The following is a 23,220-nucleotide window of genomic DNA, read 5'->3' as shown; positions in this document are numbered from 1 at the left end:
ACAGCAGGAATATTCGAGGTATGGCGGCAACGCCGGGGCGGGGAGCTTCGATCCCCGTCGACGGCTGCGGTCCCGGCGGCGCTCAATCCTACGACGGGCGCCTGTATCGAGAGGCAATGGCAAGGAATACGTCGCCCCAGGATCACAATCGCGATTTCGATCGGCGCGGCGGCGGACAAGAGCCGCCGGGATGGGACGAGGCCGACTGGGATCCGGATCAGGAAGAGGCGGCGGGCCATCGGGCGCGCCGACTGCTGTCTCGTTCCAATTCGGGCATCCATCGCTTCGGTGACGGCTTCGGATCGTTGCGGCGGTGGCTGGCGGCTGACCGCTGGCTCAAGCGCCTGGTCGTCGTCGTCGGTGCTCTCGCCGTCATCTTCATCGGCTGCTTCGGCGCGCTGTGGTGGCGGCTCGGCGCCGGTCCCATCAATCTCGACATCGCGACGCCATGGCTAGCGGCGGCGATCGAGGACAATATCGGTCACGGCAATACCGTTGAGGTCGGCGGCACCCAGATCGAGCGCGCCGGGCGGATTCGGATCGCCGTGCGCATCCGCGACATCATCGTGCGCGACCAGGACCATGCCATCGTCGCCACCGCGCCGAAGGCGGAGGTGAAGCTGTCGGGGGCTGGTCTCCTGATGGGGCACCTGCGCGCGGAAAGCCTCAATCTCGTCGATGCCGAGCTTGCGATCCGGATTGCGCCCGACGGGACCGTCACGGTGTCCGCCGGCGACACCGCAAAACCGCTCGCAACCGGCGTCGCGTCAAAGAAGGACGCGGGCCTGCCGCCGACATTCCCGCGTAACGGTGTCCCGCCGCCGCCGTTCGCGACGGCGCCCGCGAGCCCGGACGCATCCCAGGCCGCGCCTCAGGCGACCGCACAGAGCGGAATTCTTCAGGGCCTCGACTGGCTCGACAGTTTGAGTATGACCGGCCTCGACGGCCAGAACCTCAACGAGATCGGTCTGAAGAACGGCAATCTGATCGTCGACGATCAGCAGCGCGGCAGCAAATGGTCGTTTGAGAACATCAGTCTCAGCCTGCGCCGGCCGAGTCGTGGCGGCGTCACGCTCAGCGTCGGCGAAGAGGGCGCGCGGCCGTGGTCGCTGCGCGCCACGATCGGGCCGGCCGAGAATGGTGTGCGCTCGGTCGACATCCGCGCCGACAAGGTCTCGACCTCCAACATCCTGCTGGCGCTGCGGGTGAAGGACCTCACCTATACCGCCGACCTGCCTTTGACCGGCGAGCTCAAGGGCGAGCTTGGCCGTGATGGCGTGCCGACCTTCTTCCGCGGCAAGATCGCGATCGGCTCCGGCAACATCATCGACACCGACACGCCGGACTATCCGATGGCGATCGACTCGGCCGAGATCAACGTCGAGTGGGACTCGAACAGGCGGGTGCTGGTTGCGCCCTTCAAGATCCTCTCGGGGGCCAACCGCGTCACGCTGCTTGCCCATCTCGAACCGCCCAACGGCGCCAGCAACGACTGGCAGCTCGGCTTCAGCGGCGGCTCGATCCTGCTCGGCGGCATCGACAATGAGCCGCCGCTGGTCTTCAACCGCATTGCGATCGGCTTCCGTTTCGACACCGACCACAAGCGGCTGCTGCTGACGCAGGCCGATATCTCCAATGGCGAGATCGGCGTCGCCGGTACCGGCGCCATCGACTATTCGGGCGAGCCGCGGCTGACGCTGGGCTTTGCGGGAACGCCGATGTCGGCCTCCGCCCTGAAGCGGATGTGGCCGACGCTGATCGTGCCGGAATTGCGCGAGTGGGTGATCGAGCGGATCGAGCGCGGCACGCTCCAGCGCATCGAGATCGGCGTCAATTCGCCGACGAGGAACCTGCCGCGCAAGGGCCCGCCCATTCCCGACGACGGCCTCTCGGTCAACATCGTGGCAAGCGGCGTCGCGGTCCGCCCCGTGGACGGCATGCCGGTGGTGCACGACGCCGATTTGAAGGCACGCGTGACCGGGCGTACGGCCACCGTGAATATCGGGCAGGGCATTGCCGATACGCCCGCCGGCCGCAAGATCACGATCTCCGATTTCACCTTCGAGGTGCCGGACATGGCGCCAAAACCGTCGCCGTCGCGGACCAAGTTCCGCGCCGAGGGACCGGTGCCGGCGGCGGCGGAAATCATGGCCAATGATCGCCTGAGCGATCTGTCGGCGACCACCGTCGATCCCAACACCAGCAAGGGAACGTTCTCGGCGAACATCCAGCTGGGCCTGCCGGTCAAGGGCGAGCTGACCAAGGCCGACACCACTTACGTCGTCGCCGCCGATCTCAACGGCTTCGCCGCCGACAAGCTGGTGATGAACCAGAAGCTGGAGGCCAACAATCTCAAGATCGTCGCCAACAACCAGGGCTATCAGGTCAAGGGCGACGTCAAGATCAACGGGCAGGCGGCCTCGCTCGACTATCGCAAGCCGGCTGAGGGCGACGCGGACGTCAGATTGCAGGCGACGCTGGACGATGCGAGCCGCGCGCGCCTCGGCTTCGACCTCAGCCCCGCCGTCAGCGGCTCCCTGCCGATCAAGCTCTCGGGCAAGATCGCCAGCGGTGCCGACCAGACGACCAAGCTCGGCGTCGAGGCGGACCTGACATCAGTGAAGCTCGACAACATTCTTCCCGGCTGGGTCAAGCTGCCGGGCAAATCGGGCAAGGCCAGCTTCAAGGTGGTGCCGACGGCGCAATCGACACGTTTCGAGGACATCGTCATTGAGGGCGGCGGCGCCTCGATCAAGGGCTCGCTCGAGGTCGACCCGAACGGCGACCTCATGAATGCGAACTTCCCGACCTATTCGCCGTCCGACGGCGACAAGACGTCGTTGAAGGTGGAGCGCGGTCAGGACGGCGTGGTGCGCGGCACCATGCGCGGCGACGTGTTCGACGGCCGCGGTTTCCTGAAGTCGGCGATCTCAGGCAATTCCAAGGATGACGGCAAGAGCAAGCTGAAGAACGTCGATTTCGACATCGACGTGAAGCTCGGCGCGGTCGCCGGCTTCAACGGCGAGGCGATGCGCAGCGTCGACGCCAAGATGTCGAAACGCAGTGGCGCCATCAAGGCCTTCACGCTGAGCGGCAAGATCGGTCGCGACACGCCGGTGGCAGCCGACCTGCGCGGCGGCCGCGCGCAGGGCGCCCGCGAGGTGATTTATCTCCAGACCAGCGACGCCGGTGCGCTGCTGCGCTTCACGGACACCTACACCAAGGCCATCGGCGGGCAGATTGTGGTGGCGATGGAGCCGCCGGCGCCGGAATCTTCGACACCCAGGGAAGGCCTGATCAACCTCCGCGACTTCACGGTGAAGGGCGAGGCGCAGCTCGAGCGCGTCGCCGCGGGCGCGCCCAACGGGACCGGCAGCGGCGTTTCCTTCAGTGCTTTGCGTGCGGAATTCACCCGGCAGAACGGTGCGCTCACGATCCGCGATGGCGTGGTCAAGGGACCGATGATCGGCGCCACCATCGAGGGCTCGATCGACTATCCCGGCAACCAGGTGTGCATGAGCGGCACCTTCGTGCCGATGTATGGCGTCAACAACATCTTCGGCCAGATCCCGTTGTTCGGCATCTTCCTCGGCGGCGGCAACAACGAGGGCTTGATCGGCGTCACCTACGAGGTCGTCGGCACGCCCGCCGCGCCGGTGATGCGCGTCAATCCGATCTCGGCGATGGCGCCCGGCCTGTTCCGCAAGATCTTCGAATTCAACACCGGCAAGCAGAACTCGCCGTTTGACGAGTTGCCGTCGCAGCAGTCGGGCGATGGCTCGACCGGATCGACGCGGCAGCTGTCGAGCGGCTGCACCCTCGCGCGGCGATAGCGGCGGGGCTGTTTTCGTCGAGTGCGATCAAGTCGGGCCGCTGCCAGGAAGTAGGTACGCTCCCTCCCTCGCTTGCGGAGGAGGGTTGGGGAGAGGGTGTCTCCGCAATCGAGAACCCCCAAGAGGAGAGAGCCCTCACCCGGTGCTTCGCGCCAACCTCTCCCGCAAGCGGGAGAGGTTCAGGCCCCGCTGCGCGACCCTGCGGGCTTAACCCAGCGCGACATTCTCGGTAGGACCCGCGCTGCGTCAGCTTACGCCGCGCGGACGCCGGCGAGGAAGGTGCCGACTTCGCCGGAGAGCTGCTCGGCCTGCTTGGAGAGGTTCGAGGCGGCGGCAAGCACCATGCCGGCGGCGTTGCCGGTCTCGTTGGCCGCGGTGCTGACGACGCCGATATTGGTGGTGACTTCCTTGGTCGCCTCCGCCGTCTGCGAGACGCTGCGGGCGATCTCGGCGGTGGCGGCACCTTGCTCCTCGATCGCGGCGCCGATCGAGGTCGCGATCCGGCTGACTTCCTCGATGGTGGCGGTGATGCCGCCGATGGCGTCCACGGCTTCCTTGGTGGCGCCCTGGATCTGCGCGATCTTGTCGCCGATCTCGCGGGTCGCCTCCGCGGTCTGGCTCGCGAGCGACTTCACCTCGGAGGCGACCACGGCAAAGCCGCGGCCGGCTTCGCCGGCGCGCGCGGCCTCGATGGTGGCGTTGAGCGCGAGCAAATTGGTTTGCGCGGCGATGCTCGAGATCAGTTCGGCGACATGCTCGATCTGCTGGGCGCCGTCGGACAGCGCGCGCACGATGGTGTCGGTGCGGCGCGCGCTGTCGACCGCGCGTCCCGTGACCTCGGCGGACTGCGCCACCTGGCGGCTGATCTCGGTGATGGAGGAGGAGAGCTCCTCGGCGGCGGCCGCGACCGTCTGGACGCGCTGGCTGGCCTCGGTGGCGGCCGAGCCGACCACGGCGGCGCGCTGGTTGGTGCCTTCGGCGGTCGACGACATCGACTTTGCGGTGGTCTCCAGTTCGCCCGAGCCTGAGGCCATCAGGCCGACGAGCTGGCCGACCGAGGCGTCGAAGCGGTCGGCGAGCGCGATCAGGGCGTCGCGCTTCTCCTGCTCGCTGCGGGTCTTGATGGCGGCCTGCTCGGCCTCCAGCGTGCGCGCCGTCAAGGCGGTCTGCCGCAGCACTTCGAGCGTCTCGGCCATGCGGCCGATCTCGTCGCCGCGGCCGGTCTCCTCGACCGGCTGGTCGATGGCGCCTTCGGAGATCTCCTGCATGCGGTTCTTCTGGCGGTCGAGCGCGCCGAGCACGTCGCGGGCGATCAGCCAGGACAGCGTGGCCATCAGCAGCATCAGGCCGATGCCGATCGCGCCCAGCTCCAGCGTCAGCGCGCGCACGTCGGCGTCGATGTCGTCAACATAGAGGCCGTAGCTGAGCGTCACGTTCCAGGGCGCGAATTTGCGGGTGAAAACGGTCTTGCGGACGGGCTCGGTCTGGCCGGGGCGGGGATAGAGGTAGGAGGCCACGCCGCCCTGGGGATTCTGAGTGGCGGTGTTCATGATCGCGTCGGCGATCAGGACGCCATTGGAGTCGATGGCGCCGGTGATCTTGCCTTCGAGCTGCTGATTGGCACCGTTCACAAACAGCGAGATGTCGGCATTGTAGACGACCGGGTAGCCCTGGCCGCCGTTGAAGCTCATGCGGCGGCCGCGCTGGTGGAACTGGGCCTTGGCTTCGGCCTGCGTCAGCTTGCCGGCAGCGACCTCGTCCTGGAGCGCTTGCGCGAGGTTGTAGAGCAGTTCCACCGCGGTCCGCATCTGCTGGACGCGGTCCTCCATCATGCGGCTCTTGCTGAGGACGGACGATACTCCGATGATGGCGGTAATCGTGAGTGCCGCGAGACAGACCATGCTGGTGAGCTTGGTGCGGATCTTCAGATGACTCAGCAGCTTCATCGCGGCCTCTACGGAACGGTTGTTATTGCTCGCGTCGGTAGCATGAAGTTCTTACCAATCATGAATGGACGCATGCGGCGTGCTGCCGCGCGCGCAACATGCGCAGCCGCGTGCGCAAGCGTGCAGGCAAAAGGCGGTGCCCCGGTTGGGGCCGGTTCATGTGGTGGAGCAAAATGATTTTGGAGTGTCGTGGCTATCCAGCCTGGCCGGAGCGGCAATGAACCGATTCGTTCATCGCATCATCATGTCCGTGCTGCTCGTAGCAGCGCTGGCCGTGATCTGGAACCTGCTGGGGGCACGCTGAGACGGCACCGGCAAACCTGCCGGCGCCGTCTTGTTGCTTGCGGGTGAATTGCGGGCGCGTCAGCGCCGCGCGTAGGCGCCGTCCGCTGCTTCGCTGTCCTTGCCCATCAGCACATCGACGCTGACCGCGCCGCCGCCGGCTGCCGCGAGATAGAGGCAGGCGAAGCAGAACAGGATCGCGGCGGTGCCGCCATTGAGCAGCGGCAGGAACACTGGCGAGCCCGTCTTGAGCATGTGGCCCATGAAGTAGGCGAAGGCCATTTCGCCCGACAGGATGAATGCCGAGAGCCGCGTGAACAGGCCGAGCATCAGGGTCGCCCCGAGCACCAGCTCGAGCGTACCGGCCGCGTAGATCAGCGGCGGGATGTCGGCGAAGTAGGGAAGCACCGGAAACTTGAACAGCTTGGCGACGCCATACTGGAACAGCAAGAGGCCGGTGATGAAGCGAAACAGGCTCAACAGAGCCGGCTGAAAGCGAGCGAGATAGGGAAAGTTCATTGGTTTGTGCCCTCCATCCAATGCTGCGACTTGGACCGCATTCGGTTCCGCCCTGCAAGACGCCCACGCCCAATTCGAGCTGACATTTTCGTCATGTTGGGCATAACACCGCAGGCTGGGATTTTAGCCCCACGGCATCACATTTTTTGCGTGTGTCCGGCGTCGCGTCAGTCCGTAATTTCCCGGTGACGCGCGAGGATGCAGGTTACCTCTGAGACACCTAGCGCCGCAGGGCGGGAACCACCAGGAACGGGATCATCCCGAGCACCACGCTCGCAAGTGCGAAGGCGAGCAGCGCGTTGTAGCCGTGGGTCGCGTCGTGGATCAGGCCACCGCTCCAGGAGCCGAACGCCGAGCCGAGGCCGCTGCCGATCGAGATGGTGCCGTAGATGGTGCCCACGCGCTTGCCCTGAAAGATCCGCATCGCGGTCGCGCTGATCAGCGGGCCGCGCGAGCCCATCATGCTGCCGAAGCAGACGACGAAGCCGGTGAGCAGAAGGATGTTCGGCCAATATTGCAGCAGCCAGAGCAGGACGATACCGAGGATCGAGATCGCGTAGCTCAGCAGCACGGAGGGCCGGCGCCCGATCAGCCCGTCGAGCGCGGAGACCCCCAACATGCCGAACACCAGCACGACGCCCGAGAAGCCCCAGGCGGTGGCGGCCTGGAGCGGCGGAAAGCCGGCGTCGATCAGATAGGCCACGATCTGGGCTGCGATCGCATACATGCCGACCGCGGTGAAGAAGAAGGTCGAGAACAGCGCCCAAAAGGCGTGGTGGCGCAACGCGCCCAGAAGCGTCCAGCCGTTGTCGACAAAGCGAGGATCGGTCTTCTTCACGACATGCGGCGAGCCCGAGGCGAACAGCCGCCACGGCAGGAGCATCAGCGGAAGCAACAGGGCCAGTGCCGCGAATCCGAACAGCTGGTAGGTGTCGCGCCAGCCGATGCCATCGATCAGGAGCTGCGAGGCCGGCAGCAGCGCAAGCACGCCGCCACCCATCGCCGAATACACCACCGACATCGCGGTCGGCAGGCGCGGCCCGAACCAGCGACCGAGCAGGATCGAGTTCGGCACGATGCCGATGAAGGCGACGCCGATGCCGACGCATAGGCCGATCGAGAGCTGGAACTGCCACAGATGCTGTGCGTGCGCCGCAATCAGGAATGCCGCGCCGAGCAGCAGCAGCCCGAGCGCATAGACGATGCGCGGTCCGGAATGATCGAACAGCCGTCCGACGAAGGGGGCGGTGAGACCGCTCGCGAGCCAGGTGAGGGAATAGACCGAGACGATCTGGGCGCGGTCCCAGCCAAAACTTTCCGAGATCGGCTTCAGGAAAACCGTAAAACTGTCGCCGAGCCCACGGCCCAGCACGGCCAGCGTGAAGCAGAGAGCGAGCACCGTGAGAGCGATGCGCACGGCGCCTTGCGGTGTCGCCGCGGCGCCATCCTTGATCGCTTCCTTGCGCGTTTCCTTGGGCGTGTTCTGATCCATTGCCGATCAGGGAGCGCGCATCGGCGCGCCCTGACAAGCAGCGAAAAGCTCATACGCCTATGCAGGCTTGATGAGGATGTGCTTCTTCTTGCCGAACGACAGCTTGATCACGCCTTCCGGCGTCAGGTTGGCCGCCGAGAGCGCCATCTTCTCGTCGGTGACGGACTCGTCATTGACGCGCAGGCCGCCGCCCTTGATCTGGCGCCGCGCCTCGCCGTTGGAGGCGACGAGGCCCGCTCTGACGAAGGCGTTGAGCACGCCGAGGCCTGCATCCAGCTCGCCGCGCGGAATTTCCACCGTGGGCAGGCTCTCCGCCAGCGCACCTTCCTCGAAGGTCCGGCGCGCGGTCTCGGCGGCCTCGTTGGCGGCGTCGCGGCCGTGCAGCAGCGCGGTCGCCTCGGTGGCGAGCACCTTCTTGGCCTCGTTGATCTCCGAGCCCGCGAGCGCCTCGAGCTTCCTGATCTCGCTCATCGGCAGCGTCGTGAACAGCTTCAGGAATTTGCCGACGTCGGCGTCCTCGGTGTTGCGCCAGTACTGCCAGAAATCATACGGCGAGAACTGGTCGGCATTGAGCCACACCGCGCCTTGCGCGGTCTTGCCCATCTTGGCGCCCGACGCCGTGGTCAGCAGCGGTGTCGTCAGCGCAAACAGTTGATGTGTGCCCATGCGGCGGCCGAGATCGACGCCCATGATGATGTTGCCCCACTGGTCGGAGCCGCCCATCTGCAAGCTGCAGCCGGTGCGCCTGGCGAGCTCGACGAAGTCGTAGGCCTGGCAGACCATGTAGTTGAACTCGATGAAGCTCATCTCGTGCTCGCGCTCGAGGCGCAGACGCACGGAGTCCATGGTCAGCATGCGGTTGACCGAGAAATGCCGGCCGACGTCGCGCAGCATCTCGATCCAGTTGAGCTTGGTCAGCCATTCGGCATTGTCGAGCATGATGGCGTCGCTCTTGCCATCGCCATAGCGCAGCACCTTGGCGAACACGCCGCGGATCGAGGCCTTGTTCGCCTCGATCTCGGCGACGGTACGGATCGCGCGGGTCTCGTCCTTGCCGGAGGGGTCGCCGACCATGGTGGTGCCGCCGCCCATCAGCGTGATCGGCTTGTTGCCGGACTGCTGGAGCCAGTGCAGCATCATCATGGTCAGATAGTTGCCGATATGCAGCGAGCGGGCGGTACAATCATAGCCGACATAGGCGGTCGCCTCGCCCTTGGCGGCGAGTGCGTCGAGCCCCTCGAAATCGGAGCACTGGTGGATGAATCCACGTTCCTGCAGGGTATTGAGGAAATCCGATTTAAATGCAGTCATCTGTCGGCGTGCCTGACAATTCTTGGTTTACTGTTTTGGGAGCAATTTAAGGGTCTTCCGTGGGAACTCGATTGCCGCCCGCCACTTGGCGCTGAGGCATTATAAGATGTGTCCCTCTGGCACAAGATCGGCATGCCAGAGTGGGGTCTAAGAGGACGCTGATCCATGATGTTGACGGCACTCGGTTTGATGAGCGGCACCTCGCTGGACGGGGTGGACATTGCGCTGATCGAAACCGACGGAAAGCAGGTGAAGGCGTTCGGACCGTCCGGCTACCGGCCCTATAGCCCGGCCGAGCGCAATCTGCTGCGCCAGGCGCTCAGCGAGGCCGTGCACCTGCCGCAGCGCGATGCCCGGCCCGGGATTTTGGCCGAGGCCGAGCGCGCGGTGACGCTGGCGCATGCCGAGGCGGTGGCCGCCTTCGTCGCCCAGAACCGGATGAAGCCGGAAGACATCGACATCGTCGGCTTCCATGGCCAGACCGTGCTGCACCGCCCTGAGCGGCGGCTCACGGTCCAGATCGGCGATGCGCCGGCTCTGGCGAGAGCGATCCATATCCCCGTGATGCATGATTTCCGCGCCGCCGACGTCGAGGCCGGTGGCCAAGGCGCGCCCTTCGTGCCGGTCTATCACCGGGCGCTGGCCCAGTCGCTGGAGCGCGAAGGGCCGATCGTGGTGGTCAATATCGGCGGCGTCTCCAACATCACCTATATCGACGGTAACGACACGCTGATCGCCTGCGACACCGGGCCGGGCAACGCGCTGCTCGACGATTTCATGTACCGGACCATGAACCAGGCGTTCGACGCGGAAGGCAAGTTCGCCGCGCTCGGCAAGGCGGACGAGGCGTGGATCGCGCGGGCGCTGGAGCTGCCGTTCTTCGCACTGCCGCCGCCGAAATCGCTCGACCGCAACGATTTTGCCGCGCTCAGGCTTGGCGATGTGCCGCCGGCCGACGGCGCCGCGACGCTCACCGCCTTCACCGCCGCGGCGATCGCCCGGATCATCCCGCTATTGCCACGGCGGCCGCGGAGCTGGATCGTCTGCGGCGGCGGCGCACGCAACCTCACCATGCTGCGCATGCTGCGGGAGCGGGTGGGGTCGGCCACCGTCGAGGCCGCCGAGACGCTGGGCTGGGCCTCCGACGCCATCGAGGCGCAGGCCTTCGGCTTCCTCGCCGCGCGCGGCCTGAAAGGGCTGCCGCTGTCCTATCCGGCCACCACGGGCGTGCCGATGCCGATGACCGGCGGGGTGATGGCGCGGCCCTGAGGTCCAGGCCTTGAGATCAAGGTCGGTTGATGCAGGTGCATTGATCTTGACGGTTCGATGCAAGTGCATCTATATTCGATGCAACTGCATCCAACCGCCGGGATCATCGCCATGACCGCTTCACTGAAACTGATCAGCCATAAGCTCTGTCCCTACGTGCAGCGCGCGGTAATCGCGCTCAAGGAGAAGGGGGTGCCGTTCGAGCGGGTCGACATCGATCTCGCCAACAAGCCCGACTGGTTCCTGAAACTTTCGCCGCTCGGCAAGGTGCCGGTGCTGGTCGTGACGACGGAGAAGGGCGAGGTCGCGCTGTTCGAGAGCAACGTGATCTGCGAGTACATCGAGGAGACGCAAGCAGGCCTCAAGCTGCATCCGGCGGATGCGTTGAAGCGCGCCGAGCATCGCGCCTGGATGGAGTTCGGCTCGGCGGTCCTCGGCGATCTCTGGGGGCTGGAGACGACGACGGATCCGGCGACGTTCGAAAGCAAGCGTCAGGCGCTTGCGGCGAAATTCGCGCGTGTCGAAGCCGCGCTCGGCACAGGCCCGTTCTTCGCGGGCGAAGCATTCAGCCTGGTCGATGCCGTGTTCGCACCCGTCTTCCGCTATTTCGATCTGTTCGACGAACTGACCGAGCACGGCATCTTCAAGGATGTGCCGAAGGTCCGCGCCTGGCGCGCGGAGCTTGCGAGGCGTCCGAGTGTGCGCACCGCGGTCGGCGCCGACTATCCGCAATTGCTGCGCGCGTTCCTGGTGCGCCATGACGCGCATCTGCTCAAGCTCGCCGCCTGAGCCGCGCCGATGTCGCCATCCCTGGCCTGGCTGATGCTCGTGATCGCAGGCCTCCTCGACGTCGGCTGGGCGATCTCGATGAAATATGCGGAAGGCTATACGCGGCCCGGCTGGAGCATCGCCTCGCTGGTGCTGCTCGCCGCCTTCGTCTTCCTGCTCGGGCGGGCGCTGAAGGTGCTCGAGGTCGGCGTCGCCTATTCGGTGTGGACCGGCATCGGTGCGGCCGGCACTTTCGTCGTGGGCGTCGTGCTGTTCGGGGAGACGCTGAGTGCAATGAAGATCGCCGGGATCGTGCTGGTGCTGACAGGGATCGCCGCGCTGAAGCTGGCCTAGAGCTCCGCGGCCATCCGCGCCAGCGTCGCGATCGTGTTCATGTTGCGCGCGGTGCCGGTTTTCGCGGCGGGAATGACGAGCTTCGATGTCCCTATGCCGTCGCCATAATGCACGTAGATCTCACGGCGGCCGAGGCGCAGCTCCTCGTCCTTCTGGCCGCGAATCCCGGACAGCGCGTCAGCGGGCGGGGCCTTGTCGAGGAAGATCGCAACCGTGCGGTTGGGCGCCGCCTTCGGAAAGGGATTGTCGGCCGCGACTTGCGCCATTTCGGCTGCGCTGCGCACGAGCACGCCAAGCGGCGCACCGGCGTAGGCTTGGAGGCGCTTTTCGAGTGCGGACTTGATCGCAGCTTCCGATTTGCGGCTGGTGAAGACGACGTTGCCGCTGGCGATATAGGTGCGGACAGCGGCAAAGCCGAGCTCCTCGCACATCGCCTTGAGCTCGCTCATCGCCAGCTTGCCGGTGCCGCCGACATTCACGGCACGCAGCAAGGCGACGAACGAGCCCATTGGGGCCTCAGCGCACGTTGGCGAGACGCATGTCGAGATAGGCCGTGATGGTTTCCATCAGCGGCTCGAGCTTGGCGTCGAAAAAGTGGTTGGCGCCGGGGATGACCTGCTGGTCGATCACGATGCCCTTCTGCGTCTTCAGCTTCTCGACCAGCGTGTTGACGTCCTTGGGCGGCACCACCGCGTCCTTCTCGCCGTGCACGATCAGACCCGAGGACGGGCAGGGCGCGAGGAACGAGAAATCATAGAGGTTGGCCGGAGGCGCGATCGAGATGAATCCCTCGACCTCGGGACGGCGCATCAAAAGCTGCATGCCGATCCAGGCGCCGAAGGAGAAGCCGGCGACCCAGCAGGCGCGCGCTTCGGGATTGATGGTCTGCGCCCAGTCGAGGGCTGCGGCGGCATCCGACAATTCACCGGTGCCGTGATCGAACGAGCCCTGGCTGCGGCCGACGCCACGGAAGTTGAAGCGCAGCACGGAGAAGCCGCGATGCGCGAAGGCGTAGTAGCACTGGTACACGATCTGATGATTCATCGTGCCGTGGAACTGCGGATGCGGATGCAGGATCATCGCGATCGGCGCGTTCTTCTGCTTGGCCGGATGGTAGCGGCCTTCGAGACGGCCAGCAGGGCCGGTGAAAATGACTTCAGGCATGGATGATCTCTTGATTGATCCCTTGAAGGCGCTCCTCAGCAATCCACCGATTGTGCGGACTGCGTCGGCTGCTCTGCCGAGCAAACCGCGAATGGAAGGGTGGAGCGGCGCCCTCGGATGATGCGCGAGCGGCGCGCGGTGAACTGACGCGCGCGTTCTAGCATGAGGCGTGGGTCAAAAAGCAAGCATCTTCGACATCTCTCAATGGGCTCAAGAGTTTAGCTGGTCATAGCCGCGTCCTGGGCGACCGCGCTCGCCGCTGCCGGGGTCGAACAGAGTGAGGACGACGATTGGCGTTGCGCCCATGCGCCTTCGGCAACCAATTGGAATCACGATTGTTTATCGGTCGTTGGACGATCCCGGTGGCGATTCACGCGGGCTCGGAACGGCCTCCCAGCGTGGCGACCGACGGCCGGTAGCGGCGGCTGCCCCCCAGGGTCTGCCCGTTGTCAAATGTAAGCTCGAAATCGCCTGACGGCTTGAAGTCCACGCCAATCACCCGGCCGAGATTGGCAAGCCTGGTCCGGTGAACGCGCGCGATGGCGAAGCGGGCCAGCTCGCTTTCGGTTGCGGCAAGCGTGCCCCGGATCAGGTGCCGAGTGCCGTTAGCGAGGCTGTATTCGATGTAGTTGCCGGCAGAGGCGACCCACAGGATGTCGCGCGGTGCGACACGAATGCGGCTCGTGCCGTCCCGGAGCCAGATCAAATCGAGGGACGGTTGCTGCAGCGGAGCGACCGGTATGGACATAGCCGCGCGTGCGGCCTTCCGCAGCTCACGACGGCTTTCGATCAGCCAGAGCGTTCCGCCCAGCAGCAAAGCCGTCGCGGTATCCTTGCGGAACTCGTACAGGACCACCGCGAGCGAGAAATGGAAGTCGTAGGCGCCTCCAGCGAGCCAGAGCACGAGTTTCCGGAGCCATACCATGCCGATGATGTGGAGTGTCGAGAAGCCGAGCAGGGCAACCGCACCGATTCCAATCTGCGCCGCCAGGCCCGGTGTCCGGCGCATGCGCCGGACGGCCAGCACCAGGATCGGCACCAGCAGCAGGATGACGATGATGCTCGACAACTCCCAGAACAGCCGCCGGCCGACATCGTAGCTGTCGCCGCGCCAGGCGGCGTCCTGTGCACCGGATAGCGCATTGACGATTCCGATGGCGAGCGCAACGACCGCGATCGCACCGAACATCGTCGAGTCGCCGCGACTGATCCCGCGGCGCCAACCGCTCGTCCCGGCCGACGACGCCTCATCCCCTCCCGTTCGGTCCTGATCCCAAACCGTCTCGACCCGCTCCGTTTCGGGGGCATTTTGCGTGTCAGCCATGGCCCGAAGACCGCCTTTGTCGTCCCGTCAAGGAGCAGAATACCATGTCAACACCGCAGCAAGTTTCGACCTCGGAACGGCGCATCGATCTGGATTGGGTGCGGATTTTAGCCTTCGGGCTGCTGATCTTCTACCACGTCGGCATGCTCTACGTGTCCTGGGGATTTCACATCAAGAGCCAGCACCGGCTGATATGGCTTGAGCCGGTGATGCTGTTCCTCAATCCCTGGCGACTGTCGCTGCTGTTCCTGGTGTCCGGGGTCGCCACCCGCTTCATGCTGGGAAAGTACCGCCTGGCCGAATTCGCCCGCGCGCGGTCGGTGCGGCTGCTGATCCCGCTGATCTTCGGCATGCTCGTGATCGTGCCGCCGCAGTCCTACCTCCAGATCGTCGAAGCCCTCGGCTACCCCCAGGGTTTCGCCGACTTCTACGTCCAACACTACCTGGCGTTCGGTTCGCAGTTCTGTCCGAACCCCTGCATCGTGCTGCCGACCTGGAACCATCTCTGGTTCGTGGTCTATCTCTGGGTCTACACGATGGCGTTGGTTGGCGTGCTGGTCTTTTGGCCGGCGGCCGCAGCCTGGCTTGGCCAGCGGCTGGCCGCCTTGCTGGCCGGACCGTGGCTCCTGATACTGCCGTGCCTGCTGTTTGCGGTTTGGCGGCTGCTGTTGTTCCCGACCTTTCCGTCGACGCATGCGCTGTTCGGCGACTGGTACAATCACGCGGACCATGCCACCGCGTTCCTGATCGGCTTCCTGCTCGCAAACCAGGAGCGCATCTGGCGCGACATCGAGCGGCAGCGACGGGTGATGCTGGCGATCGCAGCCGCTTGCTTCACTGCCTTCATCCTCGTTCGTGCCGGCTTGTTTGCACCGTCGCCGATGCTGAGGTGGTTCGCCAGCTCGGCCTATGGCTGCTACCAATGGCTCGCCATGGCCGCGGTGCTCGGCTATGCGCGGCGCTATTTGACGGCCGATGGCCCCGTGCGCCGCTACCTGACCGACGCGATCTTTCCCTATTACATCGTGCATCAGACCGCGATCATCATGATCGCGCACGCGCTGCGGGGCAGCGGACTGTCAGCCGGAAACGAAGCCGCCATCGTGGTTGCCGGTACCGCGCTCACCTGTCTGGTCACCTACGAGGTCGTGCGGCGGATCGCCTGGCTGCGGCCGCTGTTCGGACTCCGGAAGGAGGCCCGATCCCCGGTCCGGATTGCGCAGCAGCAGCCGGCCTGATGTGCGCCAGGCCTCGATTGGCGCGCTGGCAAAAGGTGCTAAGAGGGCGACATGCCTGGCCGCGTCTATCTCGACTGGAATGCGACGACCCCGCTCCGCGCCGGTGCGCGGGCTGCGATGCTGGCTGCCTACGACCTGATCGGCAATCCATCCTCGGTCCATGCCGAGGGGCGCGAGGCGCGACGGCTGGTCGAGGACGCCCGTGTCGCGCTTGCGGCAGCGGTGGGGGCGCTGCCGCGGAACGTCGTCTTCACCTCCGCCGGAACCGAGGCCAATGCGCTGGCGCTGTCGCCCGGCCTCCGCGGCCAGTCGGGGCGGCCGGTGCAGCGGCTCCTGGTCTCGGCGATCGAGCACGCCTCGGTGCTGTCAGGCGGCCGGTTCCCGGCCGATGGCATCGCCCAGGTCAAGGTTACGCGCTCCGGCGTGGTCGATCTCAACCATCTGAGGACGCTGCTGAGCGACGGTCCACCGGCTCTGGTCTCGATCATGGCGGCCAACAACGAGACCGGCGCGATCCAGCCGGTCGCGGAGGCTGCCGGCATCGTTCACGAAGCCGGGGGTCTCCTGCACGTCGACGCGATCCAGGTGATTGGAAAAATTCCATTCAATATCAATGCCATAGGCGCAGACCTTGCGACCTTTTCTGCGCACAAGATCGGTGGCCCCAAGGGTATTGGCGCGCTGGTGGTGGCGGAGGGGATTACGGGGCTGGAACCGGTGCTGAGAGGGGGCGGGCAGGAGCTCAACCGGCGAGCGGGAACCGAGAATGTCGCCGGCATCGCCGGCTTCGGTGCGGCGGTGAAGGCGGCGCTTCAGGCTCTGCCTGAGGATATGGAACGCATGGTAAGCCTCAGAGATCGCTTGGAACAGGGCATCCGCGCCATGGCGGGCGCGACCGTTTTCTCGGATGATGTGGAGCGGTTGCCAAATACCGTTCTGTTCACAGCACCTGGTCTGAAGGCCGAGACCGCTGTGATCGGTTTTGACCTTGAAGGTATCGCAGTATCGTCAGGCTCGGCCTGTTCCTCGGGAAAGGTGCAGCCGTCTCACGTGCTGTCGGCGATGGGGTTCGACCCGGCCACCGCCCAGGGAGCGGTGCGCCTCAGTCTGGGCTGGTCCACGGGACCGGATGACATCAATACGACGTTAGAGGCTTGGCGAAAGCTCGGTAATACCCTACTTAAGGGTTAAGCGATGAAACACGGCTTGAACGGTTCTAAGCACGTGCGTCCCGCCAAGAAACATCGTAATAGTCGTCCGAGTTTGATGATCCACCGCGGTCCTTGAAACCGCGAGCGGAGGATGGAATGCCAGCCGTACAAGAGACGGTCGAGCGCGTGAAGCGCATCGACGTCGACCAGTATCGTTATGGGTTTGAGACCCTGATCGAGTCCGACAAGGCCCCCAAGGGGCTGTCGGAAGAAACCGTCAAGTTCATCTCCGAGAAGAAGAACGAGCCCGCCTGGATGCTCCAGTGGCGGCTCGAGGCCTATCGGCGCTGGCTGACGATGATTGAGCCGACCTGGGCCCGCGTCGACTATCCCAAGATCGACTTCCAGGACCTCTATTATTATTCGGCACCGAAGCCGAAGAAGACGGTCTCCTCGCTCGACGAGATCGATCCCGAGATTCTGAAGACCTACGAGAAGCTCGGCATTCCCCTGCGGGAAGTCGCGATGCTCGAAGGCGTCGAGCCCAAGGTGGGCGAGGAAGACCCGGCCCGGCGCAAGATCGCGGTCGACGCGGTGTTCGACTCGGTTTCGGTTGCGACCACCTTCAAGGCGGAGCTGAAGAAGGCCGGCGTGATCTTCATGCCGATCTCGGAGGCGATCCGCGAGCATCCCGAGCTGGTGCAGAAATATCTCGGCTCCGTGGTGCCGACCTCGGACAATTTCTACGCGACGCTGAACTCGGCGGTGTTCTCCGACGGCTCGTTCGTCTACGTGCCGCCTGGCGTGCGCTGCCCGATGGAGCTGTCGACCTATTTCCGCATCAACGAGCGCAACACCGGCCAGTTCGAGCGCACGCTGATCATCGCGGACAAGGGCTCCTACGTCAGCTATCTCGAAGGCTGCACCGCGCCGCAGCGCGACGAGAATCAGTTGCATGCCGCCGTGGTCGAGCTCGTGGCGCATGATGACGCCGAGATCAAATATTCGACGGTGCAGAACTGGTACCCGGGCAACTCGGAAGGCAAGGGCGGCATCTACAATTTCGTCACCAAGCGTGGCGACTGCCGCGGCGACCGCTCCAAGATCTCCTGGACCCAGGTCGAGACCGGCTCCGCCATCACCTGGAAGTATCCGAGCTGCATCCTGCGCGGCGATAACTCGAGCGGCGAATTCTATTCGATCGCGATCTCGAACGGCTACCAGCAGGTCGATAGCGGCACCAAGATGATCCATCTCGGCAAGAACACGTCGAGCCGCATCATCTCCAAGGGTATTGCCGCCGGCAAGTCGCAGAACACCTATCGTGGGCTCGTGACGGCGCATCGCAAGGCGACAGGCGCGCGCAACTTCACCGCCTGCGATTCCCTGTTGATCGGCGACAAATGCGGCGCGCACACCGTGCCCTACATCGAGGCCAAGAACTCGTCGGCGACGTTCGAGCACGAGGCAACCACCTCGAAGATCTCCGAGGATGTGCTGTTCTACTGCGTCCAGCGCGGCCTCAGCCAGGAGGAGGCCGTCGGTCTCGTCGTCAACGGCTTCGTCAAGGACGTGCTCCAGCAGCTCCCGATGGAGTTCGCGGTGGAAGCGCAGAAGCTGATCTCGATCTCGCTGGAAGGATCGGTCGGTTAGCTCCGGCTTCATCCCGGGGAGGCCGCGGCGGCGGCCGTCTCGAAGGATGACATCGGAATGATTGTTGGCCTCATCCTTCGAGACGCGCCTTTGGCGCTCCTCGGGACGAGTGGATAGATGGAACAAGATTATGGCTTTGCTTGAAGTGAAAGACCTGAAGGTTCGTGTCGAGGAGCGTGAGATTCTCCACGGGCTCACGCTGTCCGTGAACGAGGGCGAGATCCACGCGATCATGGGGCCGAACGGCTCCGGCAAGTCGACGCTGTCGCACGTCATCGCCGGCAAGCCCGGTTATGAAGTCACTGACGGCCAGATCCTGTTCAGGGGCGAGGACCTGCTGGAGATGGCTCCTGAGGAGCGCGCCGCGAAGGGCGTGTTTCTGGCGTTCCAGTATCCGGTCGAGATTCCCGGCGTCACCACCATGAATTTCCTCCGCACCGCACTAAATGCCCAGCGCAAGGCGCGCGGCGAGAGCGAACTGATGGTGCCGGACTTCCTCAAGAAGGTCCGCGAGGTCTCCAAGTCGCTCAACATCCCGCAGGACATGCTCAAGCGCGGCGTCAATGTCGGCTTCTCCGGCGGCGAGAAGAAGCGCAACGAAGTGCTGCAGATGGCCCTGTTCGAGCCGAGCCTGTGCATCCTCGACGAGATGGATTCGGGTCTCGACATCGACGCGCTGCGGATTGCGGCCGACGGCGTCAACGCGCTGCACTCGCCCAAGCGCGCGATGGTCGTGATCACCCATTATCAGCGGCTGCTCAACTACATCGTGCCTGATTTCGTGCACGTGATGTCGAAGGGCCGCGTCGTGAAGAGCGGCGGCAAGGAACTGGCGCTGGAGCTGGAAGCGTCCGGCTATGTCCAGTTCGAGGACGCGTAAGGATTGTTTGCGATGAACGTTGCTGTGGCAAAGACCGGGAGCGGCCGCGCGGTGAGCGATCTCTTCACCAGCGCAGAAGGCCGGCTGCCTGGTTCGCCGGCGGTGGTCGCGGTGCGCCGCGAGGCCTTCGAGACCTATGAGCGTCTCGGCCTGCCGCACCGCCGGATCGAGGAATGGAAATACACCGATCTGCGCGCCCTGGTCGGCGAGGTGCTGCCGCTGGCCGCCGCGCCCGATGCGGCCGCGCTGAAGCGCGCTGCCGAGGCGGTGAAGGCGCACGCGATCGCGGGCGCCCGCAAGCTGGTGCTGGTCGATGGCGTGTTTTCGGCCGATCTCTCCGACGTCAAGGCTCTCGGCTCCGAGGTGGGCTTCAAGACGTTGCGGGAGACGCTGGCGACCGATGCCGGTCTCCTGACGACGGCGGCCACCGATGCCGTGATCGCGCTGAATGCGGCGATGGCGACGGATGGCGTCGTGCTGTCGATCGCCGACGGCGCGCAACTGTCCGTGCCCGTGCAGATCATCCATGTTGCGACCGCTGCTTCCGCATCGGCGTTCACCCGCTCGCAGGTCGCGGTCGGGAAGGGTGTCCGTGCCACCATCATCGAGAGCTTTGTCGCGGCCGGCGCCACGGCCTATCAAGTCCATGACGCCGTGCTGATCTCGATCGGCGACAACGCCGATGTCGCGCTTGTCCGCCTGATGGACGATGCGCCTGACGCGGTGAACATCACCTCGCAATTCGTCACCGTCGGCGCCAACACCAAGGTCAACTTCTTCAACATGACCAGCGGCGCCGCGGTCAGCCGCCTCCAGGGCTTCATCACCTTGGCCGGCGAGGGCAGCGATCTCGCGATCAACGGCGTCAACCTCCTGAAGAAGACCGAGCACGGCGACACCACGCTGGTGGTCGACCATGCCGTGCCGAACTGCGTCAGCCGCGAGATCTTCCGCGCCGTGATCGACGACCGCGCCCATTCGGTGTTCCAGGGCCGCATCATCGTCCGTCCCGACGCGCAGAAGACCGACGGCAAGATGATGACGCGGGCGCTGCTGCTCTCCGACGAGGCCGAGGCTGACAACAAGCCGGAGCTGGAAATCTTCGCCGATGACGTCTCCTGCGGCCACGGCGCCACCGCCGGCGCGCTCGACGACAGCCTCTTGTTCTATCTGAAGGCGCGCGGCCTGCCGGAGAAGCAGGCCCAGGCGCTGCTGATCCAGGCCTTCGTCGGCGAGGCGATCGAGCAGATCGCCGATGATGATCTGCGCGAGCATGTGATCGGCATCGCCGAGCGCTGGCTGGAGCAGCGGTCATGAGCACGCATCCGGCAGTCAAGAACGGCGCCTACGACGTGGCGCGCGTACGCGAGGATTTCCCGGCGCTAGCCATGCAGGTCTACGGCAAGCCGCTGGTCTATCTCGACAACGCGGCCTCGGCGCAGAAGCCGCGGTCCGTGCTCGACCGCATGACGCAGGCCTATACGTCCGAATACGCCAACGTCCATCGCGGCCTGCATTACCTCGCCAACGCCGCGACCGAAGCCTATGAGGGCGGCCGCACCAAGGTCGCGCAGTTCATCAACGCGTCCCGCACTGAGGAAGTGATCTTCACCCGCAACGCGACGGAGGCCATCAACCTGGTCGCCTCGTCCTGGGGCGAGCCGAACATCAAGGCGGGCGACGAGATCGTCATCTCGATCATGGAGCACCACTCCAACATCGTGCCCTGGCACTTCCTGCGCGAGCGCCACGGCGCCGTGATCAAATGGGCACCGGTCGACGACGAGGGCAATTTCCTCATCGACGAGTTCGAGAAGCTGCTGACGGCGAAGACCAAGCTGGTCGCGATCACGCAGATGTCGAACGCGCTCGGCACCATCGTGCCGATCAAGGACGTCGTGAAGATCGCCCATGCCCGCGGCATTCCCGTGCTGGTCGACGGCAGCCAGGGCGCGGTGCATCTGCCCGTCGACGTCCAGGACCTCGGCTGCGACTTCTACGTCTTCACCGGCCACAAGGTCTACGGTCCCACCGGCATCGGCATCCTCTGGGCCAAGTACGACCACCTTGTCGCGATGCGTCCCTATAACGGCGGCGGCGAGATGATCCGCGAGGTCTCGCGCGAGATCGTCACCTATGGCGACCCCCCGCACAAGTTCGAGGCCGGCACGCCCGCGATCGTCGAGGCGGTCGGCCTTGGCGCCGCCATCGACTACGTCAATTCGATCGGCAAGGAGCGCATCGCCGCCCACGAGCACGATCTCACCACCTACGCCCAGGAGAAGCTGCGCGAGATCAACTCGCTGCGGCTGATCGGCACGGCGCGCGGCAAGGGCCCGGTAATCTCCTTCGAGCTCAAGGGCGCGCACGCCCATGACGTCGCCACCGTGATCGACCGTCAGGGCATCGCGGTGCGCGCCGGCACCCATTGCGTGATGCCGCTTTTAGAGCGGTTCAACGTGACGGCGACATGCCGGGCCTCGTTCGGCATGTATAATACGCGGGAAGAAGTCGATCATCTGGCACAGGCGCTGTTGAAGGCGCGGGATTTGTTCGCATGAGTGACACGGCCGAAGTCAAAGCCAATCCGATGGAAACCCAGTCGGCGCTGCCGCCGGAGGAGACCGAGCGTCTCACCACGGAGATCATCGCCGGGCTGAAGACCGTGTTCGACCCGGAAATTCCGGCCGACATCTACGAGCTCGGCCTGATCTACAAGGTCGAGATCAAGGACGACCGCTCGGTGGACGTCCAGATGACCCTGACGACGCCGAACTGCCCGGCCGCCGGAGAGCTGCCGACCATGGTCGAGAACGCCGTTGCCAGCGTCCCCGGCGTCGGCGTGGTCGACGTCAAGGTGGTCTGGGAGCCGCCGTGGTCGCCCGAACGCATGAGCGACGAGGCCCGCCTCGTGCTCAACATGTGGTGACGCGTAACGCTTGCTTTGAATCCTCGGCATTGAATTCGCGCCGCAACGGACCACATCATTGACATGACCCAGATTTCGTCAGGCTCCACACCAGCTTCCACCCCCAAGCCGAAGCGGCCGCGTCCGCAGGTCATGCGGCTGACGGACGCTGCAGCGCAGCGCATCGGCGAGCTGACGAGCCGCGCCGATTCCGAGATCGTGGGCCTGCGCGTCGGGGTGAAGAACGGCGGCTGCGCCGGTCAGTCCTACACCGTCGAATACGCCCATGATATCCGCCCGACCGACGAGGTCGTCGAGGACAAGGGCGTCAAGATCCTGGTCGATCCCAAGGCCGTGCTGTTCCTGCTCGGCACCGAGATGGACTACAAGGCCGACAAGATGCAGGCCCAATTCGTCTTCAACAACCCCAACCAGGTCTCCGCCTGCGGCTGCGGCGAGTCGGTCGAGCTGCGCCCGGCGAAGATCGACGGGTAAGTCCGGCTATCTCAAAGCCCACCGCTGTCGTCCCGGCGCAGGCCGGGAGCCATACCGCGTGATCTCTCCATTGTGGGAAGTGCCAGTACCGAATGGCGTGACGTCGAGTCTTCGCTAAACTCCTCCCTGTGGTTATGGGTCCCGGCCTGCGCCGGGACGACGATGGGGAGGTATCCGGGCCATGGACCGCGAATTCCTGATCGACCTGTTCGCCGATTTCGGCCCCGTCACCATCCGAAAAATGTTCTCCGGCTACGGCATCTCCGCCGACGGCATCAATTTTGCGCTGTCTCTACGCGCCGGCCTGTTCTTCCGTGCCGACGAGGTGACCATCCCGGACTTTGAAGCGGAAGGCTCAAAACCGTTCCAGTATTCGACCCGGGCCAAGACGGTGACGGTCAACTCCTACTGGGAGTTGCCGGCGCGCCTGTTCGACGATTCCGAGGATCTCGTACAATGGGCGAGGGCGGCGCTCGCAGCCGCCCAGCGCGCCAAGGTGAAGAAGCGGCCGAAAGCGAAGAAGGCGGCGAAGAAGCGCGTGGCCAAGAAGCCTGCCGTCAAGAAGCGTGCAGCCAAGAATGCGGTTCGTAGGGTGGGCAAAGCGAAGCGTGCCCACCGCTCACGATAGAAATG

Annotated in this window: 21 protein-coding genes; 14 read left to right on the top strand and 7 right to left on the bottom strand. The window is 65.0% G+C overall.

The window, feature by feature from the left end:
- Positions 1–20 precede the first annotated feature (20 nt).
- Positions 21–3,833: a YhdP family protein gene (locus ACXJMY_RS20555; protein WP_456621168.1), complete on the top strand. Its 3,813-nt coding sequence runs from the start codon at positions 21–23 to the stop codon at positions 3,831–3,833.
- A 251-nt stretch (positions 3,834–4,084) separates the two neighbouring features.
- Here ACXJMY_RS20555 and ACXJMY_RS20550 read toward each other — a convergent pair whose 3' ends face one another.
- The gene (locus ACXJMY_RS20550; RefSeq protein WP_456621167.1) at positions 4,085–5,779 is read right to left on the bottom strand and encodes a methyl-accepting chemotaxis protein; all 1,695 of its coding nucleotides are present in this window, start codon (positions 5,777–5,779) and stop codon (positions 4,085–4,087) included.
- Positions 5,780–5,843: 64 nt separating this feature from the next.
- On the opposite strand from ACXJMY_RS20550, the gene ACXJMY_RS20545 reads away from it, so the two are divergent.
- A complete protein-coding gene (locus ACXJMY_RS20545; protein ID WP_456621166.1) occupies positions 5,844–6,083 on the top strand; it encodes a hypothetical protein in 240 nt (79 codons plus the stop codon).
- 59 nt (positions 6,084–6,142) lie between these two features.
- Here ACXJMY_RS20545 and ACXJMY_RS20540 read toward each other — a convergent pair whose 3' ends face one another.
- The 3 genes from ACXJMY_RS20540 to tyrS all read right to left on the bottom strand — a co-directional run bounded on the left by ACXJMY_RS20540 (position 6,143) and on the right by tyrS (position 9,383).
- Positions 6,143–6,580, bottom strand: a complete 438-nt coding sequence (locus ACXJMY_RS20540; RefSeq protein WP_456621165.1) for a DoxX family protein — start codon at positions 6,578–6,580, stop codon at positions 6,143–6,145.
- Positions 6,581–6,800: 220 nt separating this feature from the next.
- On the bottom strand, positions 6,801–8,072 hold the full coding sequence (locus tag ACXJMY_RS20535) for an MFS transporter (protein WP_456621164.1): 1,272 nt from the start codon (positions 8,070–8,072) through the stop codon (positions 6,801–6,803).
- Positions 8,073–8,129: 57 nt separating this feature from the next.
- Positions 8,130–9,383 (bottom strand): tyrosine--tRNA ligase, encoded by a 1,254-nt coding sequence (gene tyrS / locus ACXJMY_RS20530; RefSeq protein WP_456621163.1) that lies wholly within the window; start codon positions 9,381–9,383, stop codon positions 8,130–8,132.
- Positions 9,384–9,548: 165 nt separating this feature from the next.
- Between tyrS and ACXJMY_RS20525 the strand changes: the two genes are divergently transcribed.
- From ACXJMY_RS20525 to ACXJMY_RS20515, 3 genes are all read left to right on the top strand, one after another.
- Complete coding sequence (locus tag ACXJMY_RS20525) at positions 9,549–10,652, top strand: anhydro-N-acetylmuramic acid kinase (protein ID WP_456621162.1); 1,104 nt, start codon at positions 9,549–9,551, stop codon at positions 10,650–10,652.
- 111 nt (positions 10,653–10,763) lie between these two features.
- Positions 10,764–11,441, top strand: a complete 678-nt coding sequence (locus ACXJMY_RS20520; protein ID WP_456621161.1) for a glutathione S-transferase family protein — start codon at positions 10,764–10,766, stop codon at positions 11,439–11,441.
- Between the two features lie 9 nt (positions 11,442–11,450).
- Entirely contained in the window at positions 11,451–11,774 is a 324-nt protein-coding gene (locus ACXJMY_RS20515) for a DMT family transporter (RefSeq protein WP_456621160.1), read from the top strand.
- Here the strand turns inward: ACXJMY_RS20515 and ACXJMY_RS20510 are convergent.
- The 3 genes from ACXJMY_RS20510 to ACXJMY_RS20500 form a co-directional block, all read right to left on the bottom strand.
- Entirely contained in the window at positions 11,771–12,283 is a 513-nt protein-coding gene (locus tag ACXJMY_RS20510; protein WP_456621159.1) for a DUF1697 domain-containing protein, read from the bottom strand. The genes ACXJMY_RS20515 and ACXJMY_RS20510 overlap by 4 nt on opposite strands.
- A gap of 7 nt (positions 12,284–12,290) precedes the next feature.
- Entirely contained in the window at positions 12,291–12,938 is a 648-nt protein-coding gene (locus ACXJMY_RS20505) for an alpha/beta hydrolase (protein ID WP_014495555.1), read from the bottom strand.
- A gap of 370 nt (positions 12,939–13,308) precedes the next feature.
- On the bottom strand, positions 13,309–14,262 hold the full coding sequence (locus tag ACXJMY_RS20500) for a LytTR family DNA-binding domain-containing protein (RefSeq protein ID WP_456621158.1): 954 nt from the start codon (positions 14,260–14,262) through the stop codon (positions 13,309–13,311).
- Between the two features lie 44 nt (positions 14,263–14,306).
- Here ACXJMY_RS20500 and ACXJMY_RS20495 point away from each other — a divergent pair, with 44 nt between their 5' ends.
- The 9 genes from ACXJMY_RS20495 (at position 14,307) to ACXJMY_RS20455 (ending at position 23,215) form a co-directional block, all read left to right on the top strand.
- The gene (locus ACXJMY_RS20495; protein ID WP_456621157.1) at positions 14,307–15,500 is read left to right on the top strand and encodes an acyltransferase family protein; all 1,194 of its coding nucleotides are present in this window, start codon (positions 14,307–14,309) and stop codon (positions 15,498–15,500) included.
- 51 nt (positions 15,501–15,551) lie between these two features.
- Positions 15,552–16,691: a cysteine desulfurase family protein gene (locus tag ACXJMY_RS20490; RefSeq protein ID WP_456621156.1), complete on the top strand. Its 1,140-nt coding sequence runs from the start codon at positions 15,552–15,554 to the stop codon at positions 16,689–16,691.
- 116 nt (positions 16,692–16,807) lie between these two features.
- Positions 16,808–18,304 (top strand): Fe-S cluster assembly protein SufB, encoded by a 1,497-nt coding sequence (gene sufB / locus ACXJMY_RS20485; protein WP_456621155.1) that lies wholly within the window; start codon positions 16,808–16,810, stop codon positions 18,302–18,304.
- 130 nt (positions 18,305–18,434) lie between these two features.
- Positions 18,435–19,184: a Fe-S cluster assembly ATPase SufC gene (gene sufC / locus ACXJMY_RS20480; protein WP_456621154.1), complete on the top strand. Its 750-nt coding sequence runs from the start codon at positions 18,435–18,437 to the stop codon at positions 19,182–19,184.
- A 12-nt stretch (positions 19,185–19,196) separates the two neighbouring features.
- A complete protein-coding gene (sufD, locus tag ACXJMY_RS20475) occupies positions 19,197–20,501 on the top strand; it encodes a Fe-S cluster assembly protein SufD (protein ID WP_456621153.1) in 1,305 nt (434 codons plus the stop codon).
- Positions 20,498–21,745, top strand: coding sequence for a cysteine desulfurase (locus tag ACXJMY_RS20470; protein WP_456621152.1), 1,248 nt, complete (start codon positions 20,498–20,500; stop codon positions 21,743–21,745). The genes sufD and ACXJMY_RS20470 overlap by 4 nt, the downstream gene beginning before the upstream one ends.
- The gene (locus ACXJMY_RS20465) at positions 21,742–22,113 is read left to right on the top strand and encodes an SUF system Fe-S cluster assembly protein (protein WP_014495549.1); all 372 of its coding nucleotides are present in this window, start codon (positions 21,742–21,744) and stop codon (positions 22,111–22,113) included. The genes ACXJMY_RS20470 and ACXJMY_RS20465 overlap by 4 nt, the downstream gene beginning before the upstream one ends.
- 63 nt (positions 22,114–22,176) lie before the next feature.
- On the top strand, positions 22,177–22,587 hold the full coding sequence (locus tag ACXJMY_RS20460) for a HesB/IscA family protein (RefSeq protein ID WP_456621151.1): 411 nt from the start codon (positions 22,177–22,179) through the stop codon (positions 22,585–22,587).
- Between the two features lie 181 nt (positions 22,588–22,768).
- A complete protein-coding gene (locus tag ACXJMY_RS20455; RefSeq protein WP_456621150.1) occupies positions 22,769–23,215 on the top strand; it encodes a TfoX/Sxy family protein in 447 nt (148 codons plus the stop codon).
- Positions 23,216–23,220 lie beyond the last annotated feature (5 nt).

The organism is Bradyrhizobium sp. P5_C12, assembly GCF_054049735.1.
The sequence above is the reverse complement of the archived record's forward strand: the minus strand, read 5'-3'. Positions and strand labels throughout refer to the sequence as shown.

Bases quoted from the DNA above. Each gene is read 5' to 3' on its own strand.
- ACXJMY_RS20555 (WP_456621168.1), top strand. From the start codon at position 21: ATGGCGGCAACGCCGGGGCGGGGAGCTTCGATCCCCGTCGACGGCTGC.
- ACXJMY_RS20550 (WP_456621167.1), bottom strand. From the start codon at position 5,779: ATGAAGCTGCTGAGTCATCTGAAGATCCGCACCAAGCTCACCAGCATG.
- ACXJMY_RS20545 (WP_456621166.1), top strand. From the start codon at position 5,844: ATGGACGCATGCGGCGTGCTGCCGCGCGCGCAACATGCGCAGCCGCGT.
- ACXJMY_RS20540 (WP_456621165.1), bottom strand. From the start codon at position 6,580: ATGAACTTTCCCTATCTCGCTCGCTTTCAGCCGGCTCTGTTGAGCCTG.
- ACXJMY_RS20535 (WP_456621164.1), bottom strand. From the start codon at position 8,072: ATGGATCAGAACACGCCCAAGGAAACGCGCAAGGAAGCGATCAAGGAT.
- tyrS (WP_456621163.1), bottom strand. From the start codon at position 9,383: ATGACTGCATTTAAATCGGATTTCCTCAATACCCTGCAGGAACGTGGA.
- ACXJMY_RS20525 (WP_456621162.1), top strand. From the start codon at position 9,549: ATGATGTTGACGGCACTCGGTTTGATGAGCGGCACCTCGCTGGACGGG.
- ACXJMY_RS20520 (WP_456621161.1), top strand. From the start codon at position 10,764: ATGACCGCTTCACTGAAACTGATCAGCCATAAGCTCTGTCCCTACGTG.
- ACXJMY_RS20515 (WP_456621160.1), top strand. From the start codon at position 11,451: ATGTCGCCATCCCTGGCCTGGCTGATGCTCGTGATCGCAGGCCTCCTC.
- ACXJMY_RS20510 (WP_456621159.1), bottom strand. From the start codon at position 12,283: ATGGGCTCGTTCGTCGCCTTGCTGCGTGCCGTGAATGTCGGCGGCACC.
- ACXJMY_RS20505 (WP_014495555.1), bottom strand. From the start codon at position 12,938: ATGCCTGAAGTCATTTTCACCGGCCCTGCTGGCCGTCTCGAAGGCCGC.
- ACXJMY_RS20500 (WP_456621158.1), bottom strand. From the start codon at position 14,262: ATGGCTGACACGCAAAATGCCCCCGAAACGGAGCGGGTCGAGACGGTT.
- ACXJMY_RS20495 (WP_456621157.1), top strand. From the start codon at position 14,307: ATGTCAACACCGCAGCAAGTTTCGACCTCGGAACGGCGCATCGATCTG.
- ACXJMY_RS20490 (WP_456621156.1), top strand. From the start codon at position 15,552: ATGCCTGGCCGCGTCTATCTCGACTGGAATGCGACGACCCCGCTCCGC.
- sufB (WP_456621155.1), top strand. From the start codon at position 16,808: ATGCCAGCCGTACAAGAGACGGTCGAGCGCGTGAAGCGCATCGACGTC.
- sufC (WP_456621154.1), top strand. From the start codon at position 18,435: ATGGCTTTGCTTGAAGTGAAAGACCTGAAGGTTCGTGTCGAGGAGCGT.
- sufD (WP_456621153.1), top strand. From the start codon at position 19,197: ATGAACGTTGCTGTGGCAAAGACCGGGAGCGGCCGCGCGGTGAGCGAT.
- ACXJMY_RS20470 (WP_456621152.1), top strand. From the start codon at position 20,498: ATGAGCACGCATCCGGCAGTCAAGAACGGCGCCTACGACGTGGCGCGC.
- ACXJMY_RS20465 (WP_014495549.1), top strand. From the start codon at position 21,742: ATGAGTGACACGGCCGAAGTCAAAGCCAATCCGATGGAAACCCAGTCG.
- ACXJMY_RS20460 (WP_456621151.1), top strand. From the start codon at position 22,177: ATGACCCAGATTTCGTCAGGCTCCACACCAGCTTCCACCCCCAAGCCG.
- ACXJMY_RS20455 (WP_456621150.1), top strand. From the start codon at position 22,769: ATGGACCGCGAATTCCTGATCGACCTGTTCGCCGATTTCGGCCCCGTC.